This window comes from Candidatus Zixiibacteriota bacterium (genome assembly GCA_020853795.1).
Classification (GTDB): Bacteria; Zixibacteria; MSB-5A5; order CAIYYT01; family CAIYYT01; genus JADJGC01.
The window spans coordinates 1-25,358 of sequence record JADYYF010000055.1 but is presented as its reverse complement, the minus strand read 5'-3'; the positions used below and the strand labels follow the sequence as shown (position 1 = coordinate 25,358).

Below are 25,358 nucleotides of genomic sequence, written 5' to 3'. Positions count from 1 at the left end.
TGTTTTCCGGATCCTTCTTGGTGCCGACAAACCGCCCCGAGTTCACGTCGATCGTCGTCAGCGCCTCGGTGTGGTCGATGATGATATACGCCCCCTTCTTCACCCAAATCTTGCGGTCGAGCATCTTATCGATTTCCGGCTCGATGGCGTAGGTGTCGAACACCGGCACCGGCGAATCGTACAGCTCCACCCGGTCGCGTAACTGCGGGTCGATCGTCTTGACGTACTTGACGACGTTCTTGAAAGTGTCCTTATCGTCGATGATCAACCGGTCGACATCGGTCGTGAAGACGTCGCGCAGCACCGAGGCCGTCATCGACTCCTCTTTGTGCAGCAGCGTTCCCGGCCGCGCTCGCTCCGATTTCTTCTTGACCTTGTACCAGATCTTCAGCAGCCGGCGGATATCGTTCTTAAATTCCTTCTCGGTACGCCCCTCTCCCTCGGTGCGGACGATCAGCCCGACGCCGTCCGGCTTGACGTCGTACACCAGTCGCCGTAGGCGCCGCCGCTCGGCGAAATTCGTGATCCGCTTCGATACCCGGATATAGTTGCTCCCCGGCGCCAGCACCGAGTAGCGCCCCGGCAGCGACAGGTCGGTCGTTACGCGCGGACCCTTGGTGCCGATCGGCTCCTTGATGATCTGCACCACGATTTCCTGCCCGACGCTCAGGATCGACTCGATACTTTCGTACTTGTGCTTGCGCGTCACCTCGGCGTTGACCTCGTCGTCGTCGGCATCGATGTCGTAGCGTCCCGCCGATTCCGACTCCAGCCCGATGTCGGAGATGTGCAGGAACGCCGCCTTTTCCATCGCGATGTCGACAAACGCCGCCTGCATCCCCTGGACAATGCCGGTCACCCGGCCCTTGTACATGTCGCCGACCATGCGCTTGTCGTCGGCGCGCTCGACGTGCAGCTCGACCAGCTTGTCGTCTTCGGTCACGGCGACACGGGTCTCGTGCTCGCCGACGTTGACGATGATTTCTTTCTTCACTTGTTACTGCTCCTGACGGTTGTCAGGATGCGGCGGTCAGGACGGTACCCGGGGCCGGATGCACGCCGTTCAAAAACGCGCGCACATCCATGCGCTTCTTCCCCTCGAGACAGACTTCCAGCAATCGCACTGTTCCCGCTCCGGCCGCGACCACCAGACCGCTGTGACGGTCGGCCGCGATGATTTCGCCGGGCGGATGCAGGCCGTTCGCTGCGGCCGACGGCTCGGCACGCAAAATCTTCAGCCGTTTGCCGTCGAGTCCGGTGTAAGCATCCGCCGATCCGGCCAGGCCGCGAATCTGATTGACCACTTGGGTCGCCGGGCGGGACCAGTCGATGATGCTGTCGGCGGGCGTGATTTTCGGCGCGGGCGTCGCGAGCGCGTCATCCTGCGGCAGCGGCCGCAAGCGGCCCGCCTCCAGTTGATCGATCGTCTCGACTAACACCTCGGCGCCGATCTCCGCCAGTCGGGGGTAGAGGTCTTCATACGTCTCGTTCGGCCCGATCGGAACTTCGCGGGCAAGCAGGATACCCCCGGTGTCGACCGACTTGGCAATCTGAAAAGTCGTCACACCGGTGGTGGTGGCGCCGTCGATCAATGCGCGTTCGATCGGCGCCGCGCCCCGGTAGCGGGGCAAGAGCGAGGCATGCAGATTGATCGCGCCGTGCGCCGGCAGCGAAAACAGCTTTTCCGGCAGAATCCGAAACGCCACCACCGCAAATAAGTCGGCGGCGATGTCCATCAAGCGTTTCAAAAACCCTGCTTCCTGTAACTTTTCCGGCTGCAAGACCTCGAGGTGGTGGCGGAGGGCAAATTCTTTGACCTCGGATGGCACCTGCTTGAGACCGCGGCCTTTCGGTTTATCGGGCGCCGTGACTACTGCCGCGACTTGATGTCGCGATTGCAGCAGCCGCGCGAGCGCGACTTGCGCGAACCTGGGCGTACCGAAGAAAACCAACCGCATCCAGAATTAATCTTTTATGCTGAAACCTTTATTTTTTTCAACTTCCCGGCAATCAACTCGCGTTCCGCCGGTTCTATATGATCAATAAATAACACGCCGTTCAAATGGTCGTTTTCGTGCAAAATCGCCCGCGCAAACAGCCCCTCGGCGCGCACCGTTCGCACCTGGCCGTCCAGGTCGATATACCGGCACACCACCTCGCTGGGGCGCGTAACTTCCAAGAACAAACCCGGGAACGACAAACACCCTTCCTCGCCGCACTGCTCGCCCGAGGTCGTCACGATTTCCGGGTTGATCATCACCACCCGGTCGTGTTCCAGCGATACTGACGACATGTCGAGGATGAAAAAGCGTTCCGTGCGCCCGACCTGCGGCGCCGACAAGCCCAACCCTTTCACCCGCTTGAGCACCACAAACATCTCCGCGATGAACTCCCGCAGCTCCGCGGTAATCTCTTTCACCGGGGTGCACTGCGTGCGCAGGACTTCGTCCCCGTAAATCACAATCTTTTGTTTCGGCACTCGTATCACGACACCTTGTTGGCTATGGCCGACTTGTGGAACTCTAATTTTACTTCATCGGAAACTTTCAGGATGATTTTATTCTCGTCGTCGGAAAACCCGAAAATCGTCCCGTACATCCCGCTGTTGGTCAGCACCCGGTCGCCCTTCTTCAACTCCGACAACATCTTCTGGTGCTCCTTCTGCCGCTTCTGCTGCGGGCGAATCATAAAGAAGTACATCACCAGGAAGATCGCCCCGAACATCAAAATCATGCTCACGAATCCGCCGCCCGCCGATCCACCTTGACCCTGCGGGGCTGCCATCAATAATAAATCCATCAAGTCCTTCCTCCAGGAAAGTTATACGACGTCGGGCTCCTCCTGATAGAGACGGAAAAACGCCTCCTTGAACCGGCCATAGGCGTCCGCCAGGATCGCCTGCCGGGCCCGACGCATCAAGTCAAGATAGTAGAAGAGGTTATGCAAAGTCAAGAGACGCATGCCCGCAATCTCCTGCACGTTGATCAAATGCCGCAAATAGGAGCGGCTATAGTGCCGGCAACATAGACAGGCGCACTCCTCATCGAGCGGCCGGTAATCCGCAGAATATTGCGCCAATTTGACGTTCAGCCGCCCAAACCGCGTAAATGCCGTCCCATTGCGCGCATTGCGCGTCGGCATCACACAGTCGAACATGTCGATCCCGCGCTCCACCGCCAGCACCAAATCTGCCGGCGTCCCCACCCCCATCAGGTAGCGCGGTTTGTGCTCCGGCAGAATCGGGTCGACCGCCTCAAGAATCGGAAACATCTCGCTCTTCGGCTCCCCGACCGACAGCCCGCCGATCGCATAGCCGGGAAATTCTAACTCCACCAGCGCCCGTGCCGATTGCTCCCGCAGATCGGGATACACCGACCCCTGCACAATCCCGAACAGCGTCGGTGCAAAATTCCCTACCACGGGCCCATACCTGCGTCGTCCAGCCGCCTCACTCGGATGCTCGATACCTGCCCTGCCACCGTAGGTCGGGTTCCGAGCGCCACCGACCTCCGGATCATCCAATGCACCCGACCGCGAGAAACCCGACATCTCTTTGCGTATCTGCTCGCACACCTTCTCCCAATGCGCCTTCGACCGTTCCGCCCACCGCAACGTCATCCGCTCGGCGCGCGCGGCCTCCTCATGCGTGCACGGATACTCGATACAAACATCAAGCGGCATGATAATATCCGCCCCGATCGCCGTCTGCACATCGATCGTCACCTCCGGCGTAAACAGATGCGGCGACCCGTCGATGTTCGACCGGAAATGTATCCCCTCTTCGGTGATCTTGCGCAGTTCCTTCAGCGAGAACGCCTGATACCCGCCCGAGTCGGTCAAAGTCGGTCCCAGCCAGCCGTTGAAGCGCGCCAGCCCGCCGGCATTGCGGATGATCACGATCCCCGGCCGAAGGAACAGGTGGTAGGTATTCCCAAGGATGATCTGCGCCCCGACATACCGCAGGTCGTCGGCATCGAGGGTCTTCACCGAAGCCGCCGTGCCGACCGGCATGAAGATCGGTGTCTCGATCCGTCCATGCGCCGTGGTCACCACGCCCGCCCGCGCCCGCCCCGACCGCGCCACCACTGCAAACTGGAATTCCGCGCTCATGGGAGGGAATATAGCCTATCGGCCTGATATAACAAAGTGTCGGAACTTGCCCAACGTTGTGGACGGTATCGGGCCATTCCCCCGCGCCGTCAGGAATCCCTTCCTGGCGGCAATCTCCGTAGGTCAGGATCCCTGCGATCCTGACACTGATCTTCGTGGGTGCGACTTCAGTCGGACATGAGCCACGCCGTCCCCCACCCGAAGGCCGCGAACCCCATCGCCTCCACTGCACCCGACTTCTCCACCGCAGCCCCTCCGCCAGGTTAGAAATTCCTGCCTGACATCTTTCCTGACAGCCCTACCTCGGCAAACAAGCATCTCCATTCCACCATCGCCGGCCCGCCGACTCGCACCACTGCGGAAACTCCTGTCTTGCTCACCGCGTATAAGAAGAAACAACTTCCAGCCAATTCGGGGGCATCTGAGAAAGGGTACTAATGGGTTCGCTCGCCTCCAATCCCAAAACCGCCGCGCTGATCGCATTGCTGCTCTGCCTCCCGACCGCAATCATCGTTGGGCTCGCTCTCCTGGACATCCAGCCGCAGCTTGGCCCAATGTTATCCAATGCCGATGGAACGCCCAGCTCATTGATCCCGATCGGCGCCCTGCTGCTCTTGCCCGTGGCGCTGTTGATCACCGCGCTGCCGATTCAGAAGTCCTTCCGGGCTGGTCAGGGACTGCTCATGCATCCTGTCAATCTGGCGCTCGCCGTGGCGCTTGTGCTGATGATCAATGCGATTGCCGTCGGCATCATCGCCGATCAATTTCCCTGCTGGATGGGCGTCGTCAACTGCGATTGAAACCGTCACTCCGCTACACCCCGTATGGGCGACCCTCGCGGTCGCCCTCCGTAGATCCTCTTAGTGAAACACTCGGCCGGGGACAATCCCCGCCCACCGATGCCTCACCGCCTGCGCAGCGTCCTGAGGAACGAGGGATTGCGGTGGGTCTTCCGTGAGCCGACCTTCCGTCCCCCGAGTGGGTTAGACATTCCTGTCTGACACTTTTCTCTTCACCACACCCGACAGACAAGAATGTCCGCCCCACCATCACCGGTGCCCCACCGCCGGTGCTTCACGCTGTTCGCTGTACCCCACCCGAAGGGTGGGAACTTCATAGCGTCCGCCTGACCTGACCCCTCCACCGCAGCCCTCTCGTGGGTCAGACATTCCTGTCTGATATCTTTCCTGACAGCCCTACCTCGACAAGCAAGAATCTCCATCCCACCATCGCCTATATCGATGAATCGCAACTCCCCTCTCCTCTTGGGAGAGGGGTCGGGGGTGTTGGTGCACATGATCTTCGCCAGCTCACCTACCCACCCCCCCATTCCCCTTGCAATCCCAAAAATCGCGTATTAATTGCGGACGCACATTCTCAAAGAGCAGGTCATTTACGCGCATCGCCTTAGGACAAATCAACCCCACCGTCGGGGACTTCCCCGGCAACCTCGAAAAAATCCTCGCCTATGTCGAGCGCGCCGCCCAACTCAAATGCGACCTCGTCGCCTTCCCGGAACTCGCCCTCTGCGGCTACCCGCCCGAGGATTTGCTCCTCAACCGCAGCTTCGTCGAGGCCAATCACGAATTCCTGAATCAGCTGATCGCCCGCAGCCGCGGCCCCGCCATCATCTGCGGCTGGGCCGGCTCCGAAGGCACCAGCGTTTTCAACTCCGCCGCCGTCATCGCCAAACGGAAACTGCAACTATCGTACGAGAAAGTCGCCCTGCCCAATTACGGCGTCTTCGACGAGGAACGCTACTTCCAGCCGGGCGCCGAGATGCCGCTGCTGCGCCTGCGCCATACCTTGATCGGCCTCAACATCTGCGAGGATATCTGGATTTGCCCCGGCATCACTGAACAGCAGGCCGCCCTCGGCGCGCGCGTCATTCTCAACATCTCCGCCTCGCCCTACCACATGCACAAGGCCGAGGAACGCATCGAAATGCTCCGCGACCGCGCCGTCCGCAATCACTGTCACGTCCTCTACTGCAACACGGTCGGCGGCCAGGATGAATTGATCTTCGACGGCGCTTCCCTCGCCATCGACCCCAAAGGCAAAGTGATCGCGCGCGCGGAATTGTTCAAGGAAGAACTGCTGATCGTCGATCTCCCCGAAGGCCCCAAACCCAACAGCGCCACTTTCGACCTGCTTAAACGCGCCGGCGCCAACGCCAATCAGCAATTCCCAATCCGCTACTGCGAACTCGACGGCGCCGACCGGACAGCGTCCAAGCCCGCCAAACCCAAAGTCGCGCGGCGGATTCCCGAAGAGGAAGAAGTCTTCCAGGCCTTGGTACTCGCCACCCGCGACTACGTCACCAAGAACGGCTTCAAGAGCGTCGTTATCGGTATGTCGGGCGGTATCGACTCCGCCCTCACGAGCGCTGTGGCCGTCGAGGCGCTCGGCAAGAAGAACGTCCACCTGATCTTCATGCCGTCGCGCTTCACCTCCGAATTGTCGCACCGCGCGGCTGACCGCCAGGCGCAATTGCTCGGCGTTGCAATGGACGATCTGCCGATCGTCGACCTCTTCGACGACTACGCCGAATTGCTCAATCCCGTCTACGGTGACTGCACTTCCGGCCTCACCGGCGAGAACCTGCAGGCGCGTATCCGCGGCAATCTGCTGATGGCCTATTCCAACAAGTTCGGCGCGCTGGTGCTCAATACCTCGAACAAGTCGGAGGCCGCCGTCGGCTACACTACGCTTTATGGCGACATGGTCGGCGGCTTCGCGGTGCTCAAAGACATCCCCAAGACGCTGGTCTACAAGATCAGCCGCCACCTCAACCGCAAACGTGAAACCATCGCCCGCGAAATCATCAAACGTCCGCCGACCGCGGAGCTGAAAGACAATCAGCTCGACACCGACTCACTGCCGCCGTACGAAATCCTCGACGAGATCTTGCGCCTCTATGTCGAACTCGACACTGACGAGCAAGAAATCGTCAAATCCGGCTTCGACCCCAACGTCGTGCACCGCGTGATCCACATGGTTGGCGCCGCCGAATACAAGCGCCGCCAGTCACCCCCCGGCGCCCGCATCACCCCGCGCGCCTTCGGCAAAGACCGCCGCTGGCCGATCACCAACAAATTCTGATTTGACAATCCGTTGCTCAAACTCAATTATTTCCCCTTAATGGTCGGTGGACGAGCAGCTTGGGAATGATCCAGACCAGTCTACACCCGCAATCTCCGAGGGAAGGAGTTTTATGCTCAAGGAATTCAAAGAATTTGCGATGCGCGGCAATGTCGTCGACATGGCCGTCGGTATCATCATCGGCGCGGCGTTCGGCAAGATCGTCTCGTCGCTGGTCGGCGATGTGATCATGCCGCCGCTCGGCGCGCTGCTGGGTGGTGTCGATTTCTCCAATCTCGCGATTACCATCAAAGCGGCGACCGCAGAAGCTCCGGCCGTGGTGATCGGCTACGGCAAGTTCATCCAAACCGTCGTCGACTTCCTCATCGTCGCCTTCGCCATCTTCATGGTGATTAAGGGTATGAATTCACTCAAGCGCAAGAAAGAGGAAGCCCCGGCAGCCCCGCCGGCTCCGACCAAGTCCGAAGTGCTCCTGACCGAAATTCGCGACGCACTCAAAAGCCGCTAACGGTCACAAGCGCAATTCGGACTCCACGATTGCGCCAAGTTAATCGACAAATTATCGTTAATTCAACCGGGTGACTGCCAGGCCACCCGGTTTTCTTTTACTATCTCAACAAGTTGACAAATAATCGACAAATCATAGACGAAAATTTGTTGGACAAGAAAACTCCAGCAAATAGTCGCCTGTTAAATAGACAGAATCGAGACACAGAGCTCGTTGAGAGAAACTAAACGAAATCTAACCTATATGAGAGGAGCAAATCCGTGAAAACACTCGACGTCATCGTGGCCATCCTGCTAATCGTGGGCGGCCTGAATTGGGGCTTGGTTGGTCTACTGAACTTCGACCTGGTCGCGACCTTGCTCGGCGACGGCACCATGCTCGCTAAGGCGGTCTATGTCCTGGTCGGTCTGTCGGCTATCTATCAGGCCGCCGGCTTCAAGGCGATCCAGCGTCGCTGGGGCTTGGCCACAGCCTGAGGTTGGCAATTCTCGCACCGGTCGGCGGTCACTACCGCCGGCCGGCGCCTATTAACAAGAAAACAAATTGGCAGTTAAGACAACAACGGAGGAAATCATGAACAAGACTCTCAGCTGTTTTACCGTCGCACTCGGTCTGCTCTTCGCCGTAAACGCCGCCAATGCCGACAATTGCGGCGCCGGCAAAACCGGCGCGGAGACCCAGAAGGCAAGTACAGTGGTGGCCGCGAGCGCTACCCAGAAGCCAATGGATATCGTCGAGACGGCAGTCGCTGCCGGCAGCTTCAACACTTTGGTTGCTGCTGTGCAGGCCGCCGGTCTGGTCGAGACCTTGAAAGGCGCCGGTCCGTTTACGGTGTTTGCGCCGACCGACGAGGCCTTTGCCAAGCTGCCCAAGGGCACGGTGGAAGCGCTGCTCAAGGATAAGGCCAAGCTCGCCGCCATTCTCACCTACCACGTGGTTCCCGGCAAGGTGACCGCCGCCGATGTCGTCAAGCTGCGCGAAGCCAAGACCGTCAACGGCCAGAGCGCCAAAGTCACGGTTGGAGCGGACGGCGTGATGATCGACAACGCCAAGGTGGTCAAGACCGATGTCATGACGACCAACGGCGTGATTCACGTGATCGACACTGTCATTCTGCCCAAGGATGAGAAGAAGTCGTAACCAACAAAACCGGAACGAACGGGACACTCGGCGGAGTTTCCAGCGACCCATGTCACTTCTTGCAACCGTCAGTGTCCCGGCTCTACCGGTCGCGATTCACGATAGACACGAATACAACTGAAGGTACTGCCGGGCCTCGAACGTTGCCCGCAAACAAAACAGGAGCAAACTGACAATGACCAGACTTAAGAACATGATAATCGGGCTTCTCGCCCTGATGACCGTCACCGCCGCCGCCCAGAGCGGGAGCGCGCGCCTGCAGGTCATCCACAACGCCGCCGATCCGGCCGCCGCCGTGGTCGACATCTACGTGAACAACAACCTCTTTGAGAACGACTTCGCCTTCCGCGAAGCCACCGAGTTCCGCACAGTTCCCGCCGGCGTGACGTTGAACATTCAGGTAGCGCCGGGGAATTCCTCCTCTGCGGCTGAAGCTATCGCCGTCATTCCGGTTACCCTGAGCGCCAACCGGACCTACGTTGCCGTCGCCAACGGTGTGGTCGGCGGCGGTTTCGCCGCCAATCCGGACGGCCTGCCGATCAGCTTCCAACTCTTCGCCAAGGATGGTATCCGCGAGAAGGCGCAGCGCAGTCCGTTTGTTGATGTGATCGCGCTGCACGGTGCGACCGACGCTCCGACTGTGGACATCCGCTCGCGCCTGATCGGCAGACTGCCGCTCTTCGACGACCTGAGCTACGGTGAGTTCAGCAACTACCGTTCGCTGCTGGCGCGCAAGCAGACCTTCGACGTCACCCCCGGCAATGATCCCAACACCGTCGTGGCGACCTTTGAGATCGACCTGACCGGCCTGCGCGGCGGTTCGGCCGTCGTCTTCGCTTCCGGCTTCCTCAACCCGGCCGCCAACAACAACGGCCCGGCCTTCGGCTTGTTCGCCGCGCTCCCCAACGGCACCGTGGCGGCCTTGACGCCGGTCACGCCAACCGCGCGTCTGCAGGTCATTCACAATGCCGCCGATCCGGCCGCGAGCGTGGTCGACATCTACGTCAATGACGCACTGTTTGAGAACGATTTCGCCTTCCGCGAAGCCACCGAGTTCCGCACCGTGCCTGCCAACGTGACTCTGAATATCCAGGTCGCGCCCGGCAACAGCACCTCGTCAGCCCAGGCGATCGCCACCATCCCGGTGACACTCGAAGACGGCAAGACTTACGTCGCCATCGCCAACGGCGTCATCGGCCCCGGCTTTGCCGCCAACCCGGACGGCGCTAATATCGGCTTCAACCTTTTTGCCGTCGACGGCATTCGTGAAAAGGCCTGGTTGAATTTCGGCGTCAACGTGATCGTCTTCCACGGTGCCACCGACGCGCCGACAGTCGATGTCTACGCCAAGATCGGCCCATTCAACTATCGCGCCGTCAACGATCTGAGCTACGGCCAATTCTCTGCCTACAAGTCGCTCTTTGCCAAGGAATATACGCTTAGCGTTACGCCGGGCAACAGCACGTCGGTGGTGGCGGCTTATCAGGCCGACCTGACCGGCCTGCGCGGCGGCGCGGCCGTGGTCTTTGCCTCCGGCTTCCTCAATCCGGCAACCAACAATAACGGCCCCGCCTTCGGCCTCTACGCCGCGCTCCCCAACGGCGTGGTGGTGGCGCTTCCGGCGGTCAGCCCTAGCCCGATGGTGACAATCGACGACGAAACCGAACTGACGGAGGCCCGGATCGAGCAGTTCGAACGTCAGGCGGCCGTGCTGCCCTCGGATTTCGCTCTGAATCAGAACTATCCGAATCCGTTCAACCCGACCACGACCATCTCCTTCGCGCTACCGAATGCCGCGCCTGTGACGCTGACCGTCTACAACGTCATCGGCCAGGAAGTGGCGCGGTTGGTGGATGGTCCGCTTCCGGCGGGTCCGCACCAGGTGACCTTTGACGCTGCCAATATGGCCTCGGGCATCTACTTCTATCGCCTGCAGACCGACGGCTTCAGCGAACAGCGGAAAATGGTGCTGATGAAGTAACCGCAGTTCCGGCAGACTCCGCCGCCGCGCAGCCGACCGAGCTGCGGCTGGCGCAGGCGCAGTCTGATTCAACGCACGGGCGTCGCGGCAACAGCAGCGGCGCCCGTGCTGTTTCCGGCTGGAGGATCATCGTCACCATCCACACCTGCCTTCGTCATGACCCCTTAGCGAATTCGCTTGCGCCCGGCCGTCACACCCGCCGCGGCGAAGATTTGATGCAACTCCGGCGCCGCCGTCACGTTGGATTAAACAGGGTGAGTCGAGGGGCGTCTATCCGAATATCGGTAAGCGATAACACGAACGCACGGCGCAGTTGCGCCCGGGGATTTCCTAAGGAGACACCGATGCAGATTGTTCAAGTCGTACGCCGGACTAGCGCGATTCTTGCCGCGCTGGCGCTGATGGCCGGATGTAGTTCTACGCCCGTCGATGACGGCAAAGTTCCGATCACCACAAAATCGGAGAAGGCGCGCGAGCAGTTCGTGCAGGCGCGCGATTTCAGTGAAAGGCTGCGCGGTGTCGAAGCACTCGCTTTGCTCAAGCGCGCGGTCGAGCAGGACAGCCAGTTCGCGCAGGGCTACCTGCTGTTGGCGCAGGTTTCACCCGGCGCCGGTGAGTTCTTCGCGAATCTGGATAAGGCCCGCAAAGCCGCCACATACGCCACCGAGGCGGAACAACTGATGATTCAGGCGTTTGCCGCTCAGGTCAACAGCGACCTGCCCGCACAGGAACAGGCACTGACACAGTTGGCGACCCTGCGCCCCAACGACGAGAGAGTCCAGATGCTGCTCGGCAACTACTACTTCGGCCTGCAGCGCTGGCCCGAGGCGATCACCCATTACCAGCAGGCGGTCGCGATCGACTCGAACTTCTCCCCGGTCTACAACCAACTGGGCTACAGCTACCGTTTCAACGAGCGCATGGCGGAGGCAGAAGCCGCTTTCAAGAAATATATCGCGCTGATTCCCGACGACCCGAATCCTTACGACTCTTATGCCGAGCTTCTGATGAAACTGGGCCGCTTCGAGGAATCGATCGCCCAATATGAACGGGCGCTGAAAGTGCAGTCGACTTTCCCGCCGTCGTACTTCGGCATCGCCAGCAATTTGAACTTCCTCGGACGGCATGCAGAGGCACGCGAGAAACTGCAGCAATTCTTCGACCAAGCCGAAAATGACGGTCAACGCCGCGCCGCCTATGCCGGCATGGCGATTTCGGCGGTTGATGAGGGCAACTACGAACTGGCGCTGCAAATGCTGCAGAAAATGTATGACGTGGCCGCCGCGAAGAATGACTTTGCCGCAATGTCGGGCGATGTCAATCTGATGGGCAACGTGTTTCTGGAAATGGGCAGGGCCGACGATGCCTTGAAGCGCTTCCAGGAGACGGTCGATCTGCAGGCCAAAGCCGAAAACAACTCCGAGCAACTCATAGCGCTGGTGCACCTTAATTCCCTTTATGATGCTGGCCGGGTCGCGCTGGCCAAGGGCGATTTGGCGACCGCAAAGGACAATTTCGCGAAGTACCAAACGCAGGCGGATGCGAACAAGAATCGTTTCCAGATCTGGCTGGGACAACAATTGGCGGCGCTGATCGCGCTGCAGGAGCAGAAGTGGGATGCTGCGCTCGCTGCTATCGAGAAAAGTAATCTGCAGAATCCCTACAACCTCTGCCTGCTGGCGGAGACCTATCGCGGCCTGGGCGACACGGCGATGGCACAGGAATTTTTCCGGAAGGCAGCCGACTACAACTTGGTCAACAGCCTGAACCAATCGTTGGCGCGCCGCCGCGTCGCGACCAAAGCCGGGGGTGTATAGCCGACTTCGGCGCTCCAGAACGCTTGGAACAAGACTTCCGCCGCTGTCTGGCGCTACGATCTGTGGCGCCGACAGCGTTCCCGTGGGGCCGACTCTATTCGGATCCATAGCCTTGGTCGGTTCATATTCTCCCTTCAGCTCCCGTTCCCGTGGGGCCGACTTCAGTCGGCTCATATTCTCACGCCAAAAAAATCGGCAGGTCTCCGCCACCATTCTACGAAACACCCGCCAGCCGCGCCCGGAGACCTACCTACAACTCTGCCGTCGCCCGCAAACACACCGCCCACAAATCATCTCCGGTCGGGCACAAGGAATCGACCCGCAATTCCCCTCATGTCGATCCCATAGCATCCACAGTCAATTCCCCTCTTGAGAGGGGTGGATCGAGCCCGCTTCTTAACTTTCTCGACTCTAATTATTCCTCTGCAAGTCGAAACTCCACTCCTGCCTCCCATCAAGCGGGCTCGAGACGGGGTGTGTCGCTTGATCGCTCCGCATCAAGTCTCGCAAGTACCCGATCCGCCGCAACGAGGCAATCTCTCGGCTTCGTCAGTCAAGACCGCCCGCGGCAATTCGACATCTCCCACAATCGCAGAGGCGGGTCCTTCGACCCGCCTCTACAGCTTGCCCCTTTGTTTCACCGCCAGGTGAAGCCCGCTTTGCCTGAGCGCACAATCCGCCCGCTGGGTAAGGCGAACGGGATGGTTATTCACCTTGCATGCCGAACGGCTCCGGCGACAGGCGGCGTTCGCGCTCCTGCCGCAGCCGATCCGCCTTGGCAATCATATCCATGAATTCAATCAACTGATCGTCGTTGCGCGGCTGGTACTCTTCGGTCCTGCCCTCGTCGTCGCGCCAGCGATCTTCACTCCGGTCGCGATCCAGCGCGCGCACCACTGCCAGCACATCGCCCAGGTTGCTCCCCTTGGCCCAGTACGACCCGCGCATGATCTCGGCGAACTCCGCTGCCGCGGCCGCCAGCCGGAAATCGACGGACGCATGATCGAACGAGGTCTGGAAGATGCCGCGGTCGATCAGCTCGGCGATTTCGGAAACACCGAAGTTGTCCGGATCCTTGTAGCGCACGAAGATCGTGCCGATCTCACCGCGCGGAGCTTCGTTCTTGAGCTTGATCTCATAGAGCGCAGTCACGGTATGGCCGGACCCGATTTCGCCGCCATCTTCCTTATCGTCGCGGAACTTCTCATCGGCGACGTCACGGTTCTCGTAGCCGAGCAGACGATAGCGCTCAACCACCTGTGGATTGAAATCGACCTGGATCTTCACGTCGCGCGCGATCACCTGCAACGTGCCGGTCAGATTCTCCAGAAACACCCGGCGCGCATCCTCCCAGGTATCGACGTAGGCGTAGTGGCCGTTGCCCTTGTCGCCCAGCTTCTCCAGCAGGACGTCGTTATAGTTGCCCATGCCGAATCCGATCGACGAGAGCGTGATCCCCTTGTCCGCATACTGCTTGATCGACTTGAGAATCTCCTCGGCGCCGGTCTGGCCGACGTTGGCGACGCCGTCCGAGCACAGGATCACGCGGTTGATCTTGCCCCGCTCGAACATCCGGTCCGCCATCTGATACCCGAGCTTGATCCCGGCTTCAGCATAAGTTGAGCCGCTGGGATAGAGTCTCTCGATCGCGTTGATGATCTCTTCTGAATTCTTGATTGAGGTCGGTTCCAGCACGACCCAGGCATTCGATCCGTACACCACGATGCCGACCCGGTCGCGCGGCGTCAACTGGTCGACCAGCATCCGCAGACTGCGGCGCACCAGGCCGAGACGGTTTTCGCGATCCATGGAGCCGGAGACATCGACGACGAATACGAGATTGGCGTCAAGACGATGCGCCGGATCGATCTTCTTGCCGACGATACCGATTTTCAGAAGCTGATAGTTCTTGCCGAAGCGCGACGGCGCGGATTCCATGTCAACGTCAAACGCGCGTTTGTGCGGGAAGCGATAATTGTACTTGAAATTGTTCACGAATTCCTCGACGCGAATCGCTTCCTCCGGCGGCAGGTTGCCGTCGTTGAGATAGGCGCGCGCCATCGTGTAGGATGCGTTGTCGCAGTCGATCGCAAACGTCGAGAGATGATCGTCCTCGGTATCGATAAACGGATTGACGCCGTACGCCTTGAAGAACATCGCATCGACATCCTCGCCGTTGGGGGGCGTGGTACCACCGTGCGCCGGCCCGTAGCAGCCGCCGATCGCGATCGACGGCGGCGGGAGGTAGTACACCAGGTCTTTGCCGCCGCGTTTGTGGGCTTCATTCTTGCCGTCAACCACTCCTGCTTGCGCCTTCAACACATCCTGAACCGTCTGCACCGGCATGTTCTTGATCTCTTCCGGAGTGATCTGCCGCAGATTGGCGGTTTCCGCCAGTTTGAGCAGATCGCGCTCGGCCGTGACGATCTGAGCTTGGGTCTCAACCACCGACTCGTTGAGGCTGAAATCCTGCGTGGTCGTGGCGTTCGCCGTGACCGTCAGTTCGGACACGCAGGTTGTGGCATAGCCGACGAATCGGGCGCAGATGCGATACTTGCCCGGCGGGACGTTGATGATCAGATACTCGCCGTTGACATCCGCCTGCGCGCCCATCGTGGTGGAGTCGATCTGCACGACGGCAAACGGAATCGGCGCCTTGGTCTTGAGGTTGATGATCTTGCCGCGGATTTTGCCGGTTTCGCCCGACAGGACCTGGGAGGCTACCACCGCCAGTAGCCAGAGGGCTGCGATTGCAGCGGTCAAAAGGAAGCGTTTCATGGGTTCCTCCGTTTTTCCGGTTGATCGTTCTTCCTTGTCTTCAGTACAGCTCGCGCCCGAGCTTATTCCCCATCTGGCGGTGAAATTCACTTGTCGTTGAATTCTCAGGGGTTACTCAGCGAACGACCACACCTCCCCGCTGGCGCAGAATGTCGTAGATCGTGGCGGCCGGCAAATTCCTGATCGTCTCCGACGTCAGCTGTCGCTGCGCTTGTGTATCGACGATGTGCAACAAGTCGCTTGGCGTTATACTGATCGGGATGCCATCAACTTCAATGACTTCCGGCTCCATGTGGAGATCGACACAAGTGCAGCTATCGGCCGTCACTAACACTGAATCAAGGGTGCGAAGAACGAACCCGTCTTCCTGCGCGCAGATCGCATACAATCCCGGCGCGACACCGTGGATGTGGAACTCTCCGATCGAATCGGCCTGCGCCACCGGTATTGAGTCGATGCTGATCAGGGCGAACGGTACGGACTCGTTCGTCTTGAGCACACGCACTTTCCCCGCAATACACCCCGCGCCAGTCGCATCTGCAACGGAACTGGAGCGCAGACAGCAGCCCAGCAAACACACGAGCGCGATAACGCCACACCAGCGCATCCCGGCCTCCCGCAATAGACATCTTTTCCGTGAATTGCCCCCCGAATTCACGGATACTTCCCATTTCCTCAGTTCAAATAGCTCGATTGTCGCAACGAAGCGCGTGGGTCGCTTCCATAGTCTCGACGCGGTAATCCGCGGAAGCGTTTAATCGGAAAATTGGGCTTGCCGATTGCGCGCCGATCGACGAGTTTGCCGATGTTCACGGGGAGGTGCCCATGACCCCATTCCTATCGAAATCGCTCAGCAATATCGGCGCACGAGCCTGCCGCAAGCGCGAGCTTGTCTCGCTGGCCGCATTTGTTACGACCATCTTCGTGTTCCTCGCCCTTAAAGTTTACGACGTCAGCCGCGGCTGGTACATCGCGCTTTTCCTTTCGGCCTTCGTCGCCGTGCTGGCGCTGCTGCAGGCGCGCGAAAAAACCTGAGTGCTGCTCGCGACGCGCGGTCAGCGCGATCTCGATAACGGCTTGGAAACTATCAGCGATCAGGACGAAGCCCACCAACTCCGCGGCAAAGCCCACCGCATGATCGGCCTCTCGCTCGCCGTCGCCCTCGGCTATACCGCCATCGTCTTCGCCGTGGCGTAAGCACGCCGCCGCTCCCTCTACCGCTTTCCTCCAATCGAGACGCGGTGTGTCCTTCCACAATTCCGTGCCGCCCTTCGTAGGTCAGGATCCCTGCGATCCTGACGTGCTTCCGCCCCCCACCGCGGATGGGGACAAACCCCGTCCCCACGAGTTGCCGGTGCCTCGCTGCTGCGCAGAAACGCCGTCCCCCCTCTCCTCCTGGGAGAGGGGCCGGGGGTGAGGGTGCACGCCCACAACAACATCTCTCTACCCTCAACAAATCACTCCCCGCCTTCACCGAATCCACTATCTTCTCCCCATGACCAACGACATCTTCTCCCTGCTGAAATCGCACCGCTCGATCCGGCGCTACAAACCCGATCCGGTGCCGGAGGAACTGCTGCAGCGCATCCTCGATGCCGCCCGGCAAGCGCCGACCTCCTCCAATCTACAATCCTACTCGATCATCGTCGTCACCGACCAGGCGAAGAAAACCCAGCTGGCCGAGTACTGCGGCAAACAGGCCTGGGTCGCGCAATGCCCGGTGTTTCTCGCGCTTTGTCCCGATCTGCGCCGCCTTGAGCGCGTCTGCCAATTGCGCGGCTACAAATTCAGCGACCGTTACATCGAGATGCTGCTCGTGGCGACGGTCGACACCGCGCTCGTGGCGCAGAATATCGTCGTCGCGGCGGAGGCCTCCGGTCTCGGCATCTGCCTGATCGGCGCAATCCGCAACAATCCCGCACCGGTCAGCACGTTGCTCAGACTCCCCGAGCGCGTGTTCCCGCTGGTCGGCATGTGCCTCGGCTACCCCGATCAACAACCGATGGTCAAGCCGCGGCTGCCGGAGCCAGTTGTCATCCACCGCGAGGAATACAACGACGCCGGCCTCGAAGCGCTGCTGGCCGAATACGACCGCACGATCAAGGCCACCGGGCTGTACGACGGCCCCAACCGCATCATCGCCGCGCCCGACGGCCGCGAAACCCCTGCTGCGGACTATAGCTGGACCGAACACACCGCCCGCCGCGCCGCCACCACCAATCCGGCATCATTGCGGGTACACATGAGGGAATTTCTGGCAGAGCGAAAGATCGGTTTAGAGTAGAGGGCGCCTAAGAGATCTTCTCGACGACGCGATGCGCCTGCTTGACGCAATCATTGAGGCCGATGCCGTAGTAGGCGTTGCTGGCCAGATGCAACTGCGGCAGCGCCGCCAGCTCCCGCTCCACGACATCCATGATCGCGCGATGCCCCACGCGGTATTGCGGGATGCCGTACTGCCAGCGATAAATCTTGATCGTCTCCGGCGCACCGGTGATGCGCATGATCTCGCCCAGATCAGAGCTCGTCACGTTTAGCAGTTCGTCGTCAGTCAGCTTGATCGATTCATGGTCGCCGTCGCCGCCGACCATCGTGCGGAACTGAATCTTGCCCGCGGGCGCGCGCTTGGCGAAAATCGACGACGTCCAGATCGCGCCGAGAATCCGGCGCTGCTCCTTCTGCGGCACCAAGAATCCGAACCCGTCGACCGAATTTCGCACCTGCGCTGCATCATATCCGAGACAAACCACCGCGATCGGCGCGTAGGGGATCTTGCCGAGCGCTTCCGCCAGCGGCTGTGACAGTTCGCCGACGATCTGCGCCGCGGCATAGGACGGCGTCGCCAGCACCAGATGCCGACACGTCTCGACAGCACCGTCGCTGAGTTCCACGCGCAGCTCGCCGTTGTCGCGCCGCACCGACTTGACACCGACGCCGCAGGTGATCTGATCGCTGTACAACTCGGCAAAGCGTTCGATGACTGGATACAGTCCACCGAAAAACGACGTCAGCCAGCCGCCCGGCCCACCCGGGCCGCCCGCTTTCTTTCCCGAAGCGCGCGCCGCCCGCGCCTTCGCAAACAGCGCCTTGATCAGCGAACCGTATTGATCCTCCATCTCGCGCATGATCGGGAAACATGACTGCAGCGACAATCGCTTGGCGACACCGCCGTAAACGCCGGAGACCATCGGCTGCACCAGATAATCAGCCGCCTCCTGCCCGATGCGCCGCGCGACAAAGTCGTACACCGATTCATCAACGCCGTCGGGTCGCGGTTTGGCCCACGGTTCGAGCGCCAACCGGAATTTGCCCCGCCAACTGAGGATGCTGCTCATCAGGAACTTCGGCGGCGACATCGGCACCGGCCGCAATCGTCCGCCGCGCAAAATGAAACGCGCATTCACGCTCTCATTCGCGCGCTCGAGCCGCTCCTTCAATCCCAGCTCGTCGCACAACTGCAGCGTCAGTGGCTCGCGATCAAGAAATCCGTTGGGCCCCCAGTCGAAGCTGTAGCCGTCGATCTGATCGGTGCCGATCGTCCCCCCAAGGCGGATGTCCGCCTCAAGCAGACGCACGGTCAACTGCGGCTTGTTGCGGCGCAGAAGATGCAGTGTTGCCAGGCCGGAGATGCCGCCGCCCGCGATGAGGACGTCAACTTTGGCCATGAGCACTCACTGCCTTCCGCACAATCTCCGCCAGCACCGCACCGAACCGCTGATCGTCGTTAAACATCGGCATGCGGCGCAGGCGGCGCCCGAACTCGGCGCCGACGATTTCGGGGAGCTGCAAGTCGATCTCAAACAGCGTCTCGATATGATCGCAGACAAACGCAATCGGCACGATGAACAGCCCGCCGCGCCGCTCACTCAATAGCCGCTTCACTTCATCGATCGTGTCAGGCCCAACCCACTTCACCGGACCGGTGCGGCTCTGAAACGCGACGAAATGCTCCCGTCCGCCGGCAGCAAGTTCGGCCGTGCGGCGAATCTGGTCGACATAGGGGTCGCCCTCGTCGACGAATTTTTGCGGCAGCGAGTGCGCCGAAAAGAGCAGCGTTTCGTCGGGACGGATATGGTTCGTGATGTATTCGCGCAGCAGCGCAGTATAGCCCGGGGCGTCGTGAAAATCACGAATCTCGATTGCCGCAACCTCGGGATACCGCCGCAAACTCTCCCGCGCCACCGTAAACGACGAACCCGTCGTGGCTTTGCTGAATTGCGGATAAAGCGGCAGCAACACGAGCTTGCGGAAACCTGCCTCCACCGCCGCGACAATCGCCGAGTCGATCGTCGGCCGCGAATAGCGCATCCCCGCGTAGCACTGCACCTGCGCGAAATCACGGCGCAATTCCTGTTCGATCAGCCGCGCCTGCGCTTCGGTCCACTTCAGCAGTGGCGAGCCGCCGCCGATGCGACTGTAATTGTGCGTCACCTCCGGCGTGCGGCGCCGGGAGATCATCCGCGCAAACGGCTTCTGCAGAAGTGTGCCCCCCGGCAAGCGAATGATGTTACGATCGGAGAAAATGTTGAACAGGTACTCGGGGATCTCCGCCGTCGTGGCGGGTCCGCCCATCGCAAGCAAGATGACGGCGAGACGATCGTTCATTCGGCGCTCAAATCGTCCGCGAAAAACGCACGCCCTTCGATTCGCCGTTCTCGTCGAGATAGGCGTCGAAGGTCATCGCGATGTTGCGCACGAACGTGCGGCCCACCGGCGTGATCTGCAAACCGCACTCATCGTGTGTCATCAACCCGTCGCCGACGAACGGCTCCAGCCGCTGATGTTCGGTCGCAAAGTAGTCCTGGTAGTGAACCTGAAGCAGTTCCTCCAGTGCCAGGTAATGCAATCGAAAATTGCACATCAGTTGACTGATGACATATTGCCGGATCAAATCGTCGCGCGTCAGGTTCAGGCCGCGATACACCGCGAAGCCGTGTTCGGCGAGCGCCTTCTCGTAGCTGTCCAGCTTGGAAGTGTTCTGGAAAAACGCATTATTGACATACCCGATCGCCGACATGCCGAAACCAATCATCTCCGGCGCGCTCTGCACCGTATAGCCCATGAAATTGCGGTGCAGCCGCCCGTCCTGCTGCGCCAGCGACAGCTCGTCCTCCGGCAGCGCGAAATGATCTATCCCGATCTGGCGATACCCCGCTTTGGTGAACTCCTCGACCGCGGTCGCAAATAGCTGATACTTCACTTCCGTCACCGGCAGATCACTCGCATGGATCACCGACTGATGCGGCATGCTCTGCGGCAAATACGCGAACGAATACATCGCCACCCGATCGGGGCGCAAGGTCAGCGCCTGCCGGATCGTCTCCGCGAACGATGCGACCGTCTGCTTCGGCAGACCGTAGATCAAATCAAGATTAATACCGCGAAACCCCAGCGCGCGGCTCTGGGTGATGATGTGTTCTACCGCCGCAAACGACTGAATCCGCCCGATCGCCTCCTGCACATTCGGGTCAAAGTCCTGCGTGCCGATCGAGATGCGGTTGAAGCCCGACTTGGCGAGAAACTCCAGTTGTTCGTCGGTCGTGACGCGCGGGTCAACTTCGATCGACTTCTCGCATCCCGGCGCAAACTCAAAATGCGCCGCAACCGCGCTGAAGACGATTTCCATTCCGCGACAATCGAGAAACGTCGGCGTCCCGCCGCCCAGATGCAACTGGCTCACCTGTCGGCGCGCACCGAGCAATGCTGCCGTGTTCTTAATCTCGGCCGTAATGTTGGCGACGTAGCTGTCCACCCGCTCGCGATGCTGGGTTACCACGGTATTGCAGCCGCAGTAGTAACAGCGCTTGCGACAAAACGGAATGTGGCAATAGAGTGCCAGCGGCGTGTTCACCTGCGCCGATGCCGCTTGCAGCGCCTCTCGATATTGCGCCACCCCGACCTCGTTGCTCCACACCGGCACCGTCGGATAGCTGGTGTAGCGGGGTCCGGGACGGTCATATTTGCGCAGCAGCTCGATCGGAACGCGGGTATACTCAGAAGCGGTTGTCATGGCTATGAACGGAAGTTCTTGACGGTCTTGATCATCGTCTCGACCGAAGCCAGCGGTGTCTCCGGCAGGATTCCGTGGCCGAGGTTGAAGATGAGATTATCGTGCCGCGTCAAACTCCGCAGAATATCCTGCGTCCGCGCCGCGACAACCTCGGGGCCGCTAAACAACACGGTCGGATCGAGATTCCCCTGCACCGATTTGCCGGCCAGCGCCGTTGCCGCGGTCGCCAGGTCGATCCGGTAGTCCACGCCAATCACCTCGCAGTTGATTTCCCGAACCAGATCGAGATACGGCGCGACGTTGTTGACGAAGAAGATCCGCGGCACCTGACGCGATCTCAGCGTCGCGAAAATCCGTTCTGCCGGCGCCGCCGACCAGCGGCGATAATCGTCGTGCGCGAGAATCCCGCCCCAACTGTCGAACAACTGCACGGCGTCGGCACCGGCGCTCACCTGTTCATTGAGGTAATTCGCCACCGACTCGGTAAGCAAGTCAATCAGTCGCTTCGCCGCCTCAGGATAACGCTGCAAGAAAATCTTGGCCTTGTCGAAAGTCTTCGAGCCCTTCCCCTCGACGAGATAACAGAAGAGCGTAAACGGCGAGCCGGCAAAACCGATCAACGGCGTCTGCGGCAGACGCTGCTTGATTTCGTCGATCCCCGCCAGCACAAACGCCAAATCCCGCCGCACATCGCACGCGTGCAACCGCTCGACATCTTCCGGCATCGAGATCGGCTGCCCGATCACCGGGCCGCCGTCGGGGAAACTCACCTTGGCGCCCATCGGTTCGAGCATCGTCAGGATGTCGGAGAAGAGTATCGCAGCATCGAGCCCGAAGCGTTCGACCGGCTGGCGCACTACCTCGGCTATCAGTCGCGGCGAGCGACACAATTCCTGGAACGACACCTTGCTGCGCACCTGCCGATATTCGGGCAAATAGCGGCCCGCCTGGCGCATGATCCACACCGGAATTGCGCCGTCATTGCGGCCATAGCACGCCTTGATGAACGGCGAGTCGGCTACGCCCACGTATGCGCCTCGCGCTGAATCGCCGTGCCGAGGATGTCGGCGGCCTGCGCCAGCAGCTCGTCGGTGTGCGCCGCTGAAATGAAGCAGACTTCGTACCCCGAGGGCGGCAGATAAATCCCTTGCTGTAAAATCGGATGATGCAGGCGGTTGAAATGACTGATGCCGTCGCTGGAAATCTGATGCGCCGCGCGCGGCAAGTCGGGTTGGAACACAATCCAGTAGATCGAGGCGACCCCCGCGACCGTGACCTGGCTGTCGCGCAGATGGGACGTCAATTGCGTTACGAAGCGGCGATTCATCGCTTCCAACCGCTCGTGAATTCTGCCATCGGCCAGCTTCTTGAGCGTCGTCAGTCCCGCGACCATCGCCACCGGGTTGCCCGACAGCGTGCCCGCCTGGTAGACCGGTCCCAGCGGCGAGAGCATCTCCATAATCTCCGCCCGCCCGCCGAACGCGCCCACCGGCATCCCGCCGCCGATGATCTTGCCGTAGGTGACCAGGTCGGGGCGAATGCCGTAGTACGCCGCGGCACCGCCCATGCCGAGTCGGAAGCCGGTGATGACCTCGTCGAAGATCAGTAGCGCGCCGTGCTTCTCCGTCAGCGCGCGCAGCAAACGAATATAATCGTGGCGCTGAATCAGCAGGCCGTTGTTGGCCGGAATGCCCTCGACGATCACCGCGGCGAGTTCATCGCCGTGCTGGGCGAAGAATTCCTGCAGGGCGTCCTCATCGTCGAGCGGCAACACTGCCGTCTGACTCGTGATCGCCTCCGGCACTCCCGCGGAAGACGGCTGCCCGAACGTCACCAGCCCCGAACCGGCCTTGACCAGCAGATGATCGCTGTGGCCGTGATAGCAGCCCTCGAACTTCAAAATCAGATCGCGCTTGGTAAATCCACGCGCCACCCGGATCGCCGACATCACTGCTTCCGTCCCGGAGGAGACGAAGCGGATCTTCTCGACCGCCTCCACCGTCTTCACGATGAACGCCGCCAGCTCGTATTCCAGCTCGGTCGAGGCGCCGAAGGTCATTCCTTTCTCGACCTGCGCCTTCACCGCGGCGACCACGTCCGGATCGCCGTGGCCGAGAATCAACGGCCCCCAGGAATTACAGAAGTCGAGATACTTGTTGCCGTCGACGTCGTAGAGAAACGCGCCGTCGCCCTTGGCGATGAATCGCGGCGTGCCGCTGACGGAACGGAACGCGCGCACCGGCGAATTGACGCCGCCCGGAATCACTTCCGCGGAAAGTTCCATCAGGCGGCGCGACTTTTGGTGGTCGAAAACGACCTTAGAGATGCCAGCCATGTTTAAGGATGTCCCTGAGATGATAGGTCAGTATAATCGAGGCGCCCGCGCGCGTAATCGCCGTCAGATTTTCCAGCGTCATCGTCTTTTCGTCGGCCATTCCCGCCTGCGCCATCAGCTTGACGGCGGTGTATTCGCCGGAAACGTTGTAGGCCGCGATCGGCAGGCTCGTGTTGGCGGCGAAGTCGGCAATGATATCCAGATACGCCAGCGCCGGCTTGACCATCACGATATCCGCGCCCTCCGCTTCATCCAGTTCCAGTTCCTTGAGCGCTTCGCGGCGATTGCGGAAATCCATCTGGTAACCCTTGCGGTCGCCCTTGCCCGGCGCCGAATGCGCGGCTTCGCGGAACGGCCCGTAATAGGTCGACGCATACTTCGCCGTGTACGCGAGAATCAATTCGTTGGAATGCCCTTCCTTCTCCAGCGCCAGCCGGATCGCCGCGATGCGCCCGTCCATCATGTCGGAGGGCCCGACGCAGTCGCAACCGGCCTTCGCCAGTGCCACCGCCATACGCGACAGGATCGCCACCGATTTGTCGTTGTCAATCTCGCCGTCGATCGTGATGCCGCAGTGGCCGGTGTCGGTATAGGCGCAGAGACAAACATCGGCGCTGATGAACAGCGACTCGGCGAATCTTTGCTTGAGTTCCTTGCAGGCGCGGATCACGGGATTCTTTTCATCCCAGGCCGTCGAGGCCAACTGATCCTTGCGCTCGGTCACGCCGAACAGCATGATCTTGTTGATGCCGAGATTCAGGTCGGCAGCAATCGTCTCGACCAGGCGGTCAACCGACTCGCGGTGGATGTTCGGCATCCCGGCAATCTCTTCCCGCACGCCGGAGCCGTCGGTGACGAAATAGGGCTGAATCATCCCCTTGAGATTGAGCGGCGTCTCGGCGACCAGGTCGCGAATTAACGGATTGTGCCGCAGGCGGCGGGGACGAAAGGAACGCTCCACCTACAGATACTCCAGCACGGAGTTCACGTCCGCTTGCTTCAACACGACGATATTGCGCCAGCGCTGGCGCTCCATCTCGGCCGCGGTGGTGTTGCCGATCGCCAGCAGCCGCGCCTGCGGATTGCCGAACTGCCGCTGGTAGGCGCGCACCATCGACGGGGCGGTAAACAATATCGCGTCGTTGCGCTTGATTTTCGAAATCACTTTGGGATCAATGTTGCGTTCCACCGATTCGTAACACGGCACGGAATAATACTTATAGCCGCGGCCGAAAAACAGCGGCGCCGGGTCGTACTCGACGTCGCGCGCCCGCGCGTACATAACCACCTGTCTGTTCTCGGGATAATGCTGGATGAATTCGGTAAACAACGTTTGGCCGTAAGAATCGGAGGGCTGGAACGAGGCTTCCTTCTCCCACTTCTTCAGCGACGTATCGGTGCGCGCGCCGACGACCGCAAACCGCGTCTTGTCGGACAGCACCAGGTCCAGCTCGGAAAGCCGCAGGAAGAACGAGGCCACTCCCTGCGCGCTGGTGAAGAATACCCAGTCGATGTCCTTGATATCGAGACCGCGCGGCCACTCGAACGGCAACGGCACGATCTCCATCAGCGGCAAC

The 25,358-nt window shown here is 60.5% G+C and carries 24 protein-coding genes; 10 read left to right on the top strand and 14 right to left on the bottom strand.

Annotated elements, in window-relative coordinates:
- The 5 genes from IT585_04060 to IT585_04040 form a co-directional block, all read right to left on the bottom strand.
- The coding region (locus IT585_04060) for an Rne/Rng family ribonuclease (protein MCC6962406.1) at window positions 1-994 on the bottom strand (994 nt) is incomplete at its 3' end.
- Window positions 995-1,016: 22 nt separating this feature from the next.
- Window positions 1,017-1,958 (bottom strand): methionyl-tRNA formyltransferase, encoded by a 942-nt coding sequence (locus IT585_04055; protein MCC6962405.1) that lies wholly within the window; start codon window positions 1,956-1,958, stop codon window positions 1,017-1,019.
- Window positions 1,959-1,972: 14 nt separating this feature from the next.
- Window positions 1,973-2,479: a peptide deformylase gene (gene def / locus IT585_04050; protein ID MCC6962404.1), complete on the bottom strand. Its 507-nt coding sequence runs from the start codon at window positions 2,477-2,479 to the stop codon at window positions 1,973-1,975.
- Between the two features lie 5 nt (window positions 2,480-2,484).
- Window positions 2,485-2,799 carry a preprotein translocase subunit YajC gene (gene yajC, locus IT585_04045; GenBank protein MCC6962403.1) on the bottom strand — a complete coding sequence of 105 codons (315 nt, stop codon included), beginning with the start codon at window positions 2,797-2,799 and terminating at the stop codon, window positions 2,485-2,487.
- Window positions 2,800-2,820: 21 nt separating this feature from the next.
- Window positions 2,821-4,110 (bottom strand): queuine tRNA-ribosyltransferase, encoded by a 1,290-nt coding sequence (locus IT585_04040; GenBank protein MCC6962402.1) that lies wholly within the window; start codon window positions 4,108-4,110, stop codon window positions 2,821-2,823.
- 437 nt (window positions 4,111-4,547) lie between these two features.
- On the opposite strand from IT585_04040, the gene IT585_04035 reads away from it, so the two are divergent.
- From IT585_04035 to IT585_04005, 7 genes are all read left to right on the top strand, one after another.
- Window positions 4,548-4,910 (top strand): hypothetical protein, encoded by a 363-nt coding sequence (locus IT585_04035; protein MCC6962401.1) that lies wholly within the window; start codon window positions 4,548-4,550, stop codon window positions 4,908-4,910.
- A 556-nt stretch (window positions 4,911-5,466) separates the two neighbouring features.
- The gene (locus tag IT585_04030; protein ID MCC6962400.1) at window positions 5,467-7,212 is read left to right on the top strand and encodes an NAD+ synthase; all 1,746 of its coding nucleotides are present in this window, start codon (window positions 5,467-5,469) and stop codon (window positions 7,210-7,212) included.
- Window positions 7,213-7,324: 112 nt separating this feature from the next.
- Window positions 7,325-7,720 carry a large-conductance mechanosensitive channel protein MscL gene (gene mscL / locus IT585_04025; protein MCC6962399.1) on the top strand — a complete coding sequence of 132 codons (396 nt, stop codon included), beginning with the start codon at window positions 7,325-7,327 and terminating at the stop codon, window positions 7,718-7,720.
- A 260-nt stretch (window positions 7,721-7,980) separates the two neighbouring features.
- Window positions 7,981-8,196, top strand: coding sequence for a DUF378 domain-containing protein (locus tag IT585_04020; protein ID MCC6962398.1), 216 nt, complete (start codon window positions 7,981-7,983; stop codon window positions 8,194-8,196).
- Window positions 8,197-8,293: 97 nt separating this feature from the next.
- The gene (locus tag IT585_04015) at window positions 8,294-8,860 is read left to right on the top strand and encodes a fasciclin domain-containing protein (protein ID MCC6962397.1); all 567 of its coding nucleotides are present in this window, start codon (window positions 8,294-8,296) and stop codon (window positions 8,858-8,860) included.
- A gap of 175 nt (window positions 8,861-9,035) precedes the next feature.
- Window positions 9,036-10,841: a DUF4397 domain-containing protein gene (locus IT585_04010; protein ID MCC6962396.1), complete on the top strand. Its 1,806-nt coding sequence runs from the start codon at window positions 9,036-9,038 to the stop codon at window positions 10,839-10,841.
- Between the two features lie 344 nt (window positions 10,842-11,185).
- Window positions 11,186-12,658: a tetratricopeptide repeat protein gene (locus tag IT585_04005; protein MCC6962395.1), complete on the top strand. Its 1,473-nt coding sequence runs from the start codon at window positions 11,186-11,188 to the stop codon at window positions 12,656-12,658.
- A 705-nt stretch (window positions 12,659-13,363) separates the two neighbouring features.
- Here IT585_04005 and IT585_04000 read toward each other — a convergent pair.
- The gene (locus IT585_04000; GenBank protein MCC6962394.1) at window positions 13,364-15,436 is read right to left on the bottom strand and encodes a von Willebrand factor type A domain-containing protein; all 2,073 of its coding nucleotides are present in this window, start codon (window positions 15,434-15,436) and stop codon (window positions 13,364-13,366) included.
- Window positions 15,437-15,551: 115 nt separating this feature from the next.
- Window positions 15,552-15,935 carry a hypothetical protein gene (locus IT585_03995; GenBank protein ID MCC6962393.1) on the bottom strand — a complete coding sequence of 128 codons (384 nt, stop codon included), beginning with the start codon at window positions 15,933-15,935 and terminating at the stop codon, window positions 15,552-15,554.
- Between the two features lie 326 nt (window positions 15,936-16,261).
- On the opposite strand from IT585_03995, the gene IT585_03990 reads away from it, so the two are divergent.
- The 3 genes from IT585_03990 (at window position 16,262) to IT585_03980 (ending at window position 17,720) form a co-directional block, all read left to right on the top strand.
- Window positions 16,262-16,471, top strand: a complete 210-nt coding sequence (locus tag IT585_03990; protein ID MCC6962392.1) for a hypothetical protein — start codon at window positions 16,262-16,264, stop codon at window positions 16,469-16,471.
- Window positions 16,472-16,633 carry a hypothetical protein gene (locus IT585_03985; GenBank protein ID MCC6962391.1) on the top strand — a complete coding sequence of 54 codons (162 nt, stop codon included), beginning with the start codon at window positions 16,472-16,474 and terminating at the stop codon, window positions 16,631-16,633.
- A gap of 298 nt (window positions 16,634-16,931) precedes the next feature.
- Entirely contained in the window at window positions 16,932-17,720 is a 789-nt protein-coding gene (locus tag IT585_03980) for an NADPH-dependent oxidoreductase (GenBank protein MCC6962390.1), read from the top strand.
- Between the two features lie 7 nt (window positions 17,721-17,727).
- Here the strand turns inward: IT585_03980 and hemG are convergent, their stop codons facing one another.
- The 7 genes from hemG to IT585_03945 all read right to left on the bottom strand — a co-directional run.
- The gene (hemG, locus tag IT585_03975) at window positions 17,728-19,101 is read right to left on the bottom strand and encodes a protoporphyrinogen oxidase (GenBank protein MCC6962389.1); all 1,374 of its coding nucleotides are present in this window, start codon (window positions 19,099-19,101) and stop codon (window positions 17,728-17,730) included.
- Window positions 19,088-20,041, bottom strand: a complete 954-nt coding sequence (hemH, locus tag IT585_03970) for a ferrochelatase (protein MCC6962388.1) — start codon at window positions 20,039-20,041, stop codon at window positions 19,088-19,090. Before hemH ends, hemG begins: the two co-directional genes overlap by 14 nt.
- A gap of 7 nt (window positions 20,042-20,048) precedes the next feature.
- A complete protein-coding gene (hemN, locus tag IT585_03965; GenBank protein MCC6962387.1) occupies window positions 20,049-21,446 on the bottom strand; it encodes an oxygen-independent coproporphyrinogen III oxidase in 1,398 nt (465 codons plus the stop codon).
- Between the two features lie 2 nt (window positions 21,447-21,448).
- A complete protein-coding gene (locus IT585_03960) occupies window positions 21,449-22,474 on the bottom strand; it encodes a uroporphyrinogen decarboxylase (protein MCC6962386.1) in 1,026 nt (341 codons plus the stop codon).
- On the bottom strand, window positions 22,465-23,781 hold the full coding sequence (gene hemL, locus IT585_03955) for a glutamate-1-semialdehyde 2,1-aminomutase (GenBank protein ID MCC6962385.1): 1,317 nt from the start codon (window positions 23,779-23,781) through the stop codon (window positions 22,465-22,467). Before hemL ends, IT585_03960 begins: the two co-directional genes overlap by 10 nt.
- The gene (gene hemB, locus IT585_03950; protein MCC6962384.1) at window positions 23,765-24,742 is read right to left on the bottom strand and encodes a porphobilinogen synthase; all 978 of its coding nucleotides are present in this window, start codon (window positions 24,740-24,742) and stop codon (window positions 23,765-23,767) included. Before hemB ends, hemL begins: the two co-directional genes overlap by 17 nt.
- Window positions 24,743-25,358, bottom strand: a 616-nt coding sequence (locus IT585_03945) for a uroporphyrinogen-III synthase (protein ID MCC6962383.1), incomplete at its 5' end; no start/stop codon positions are given.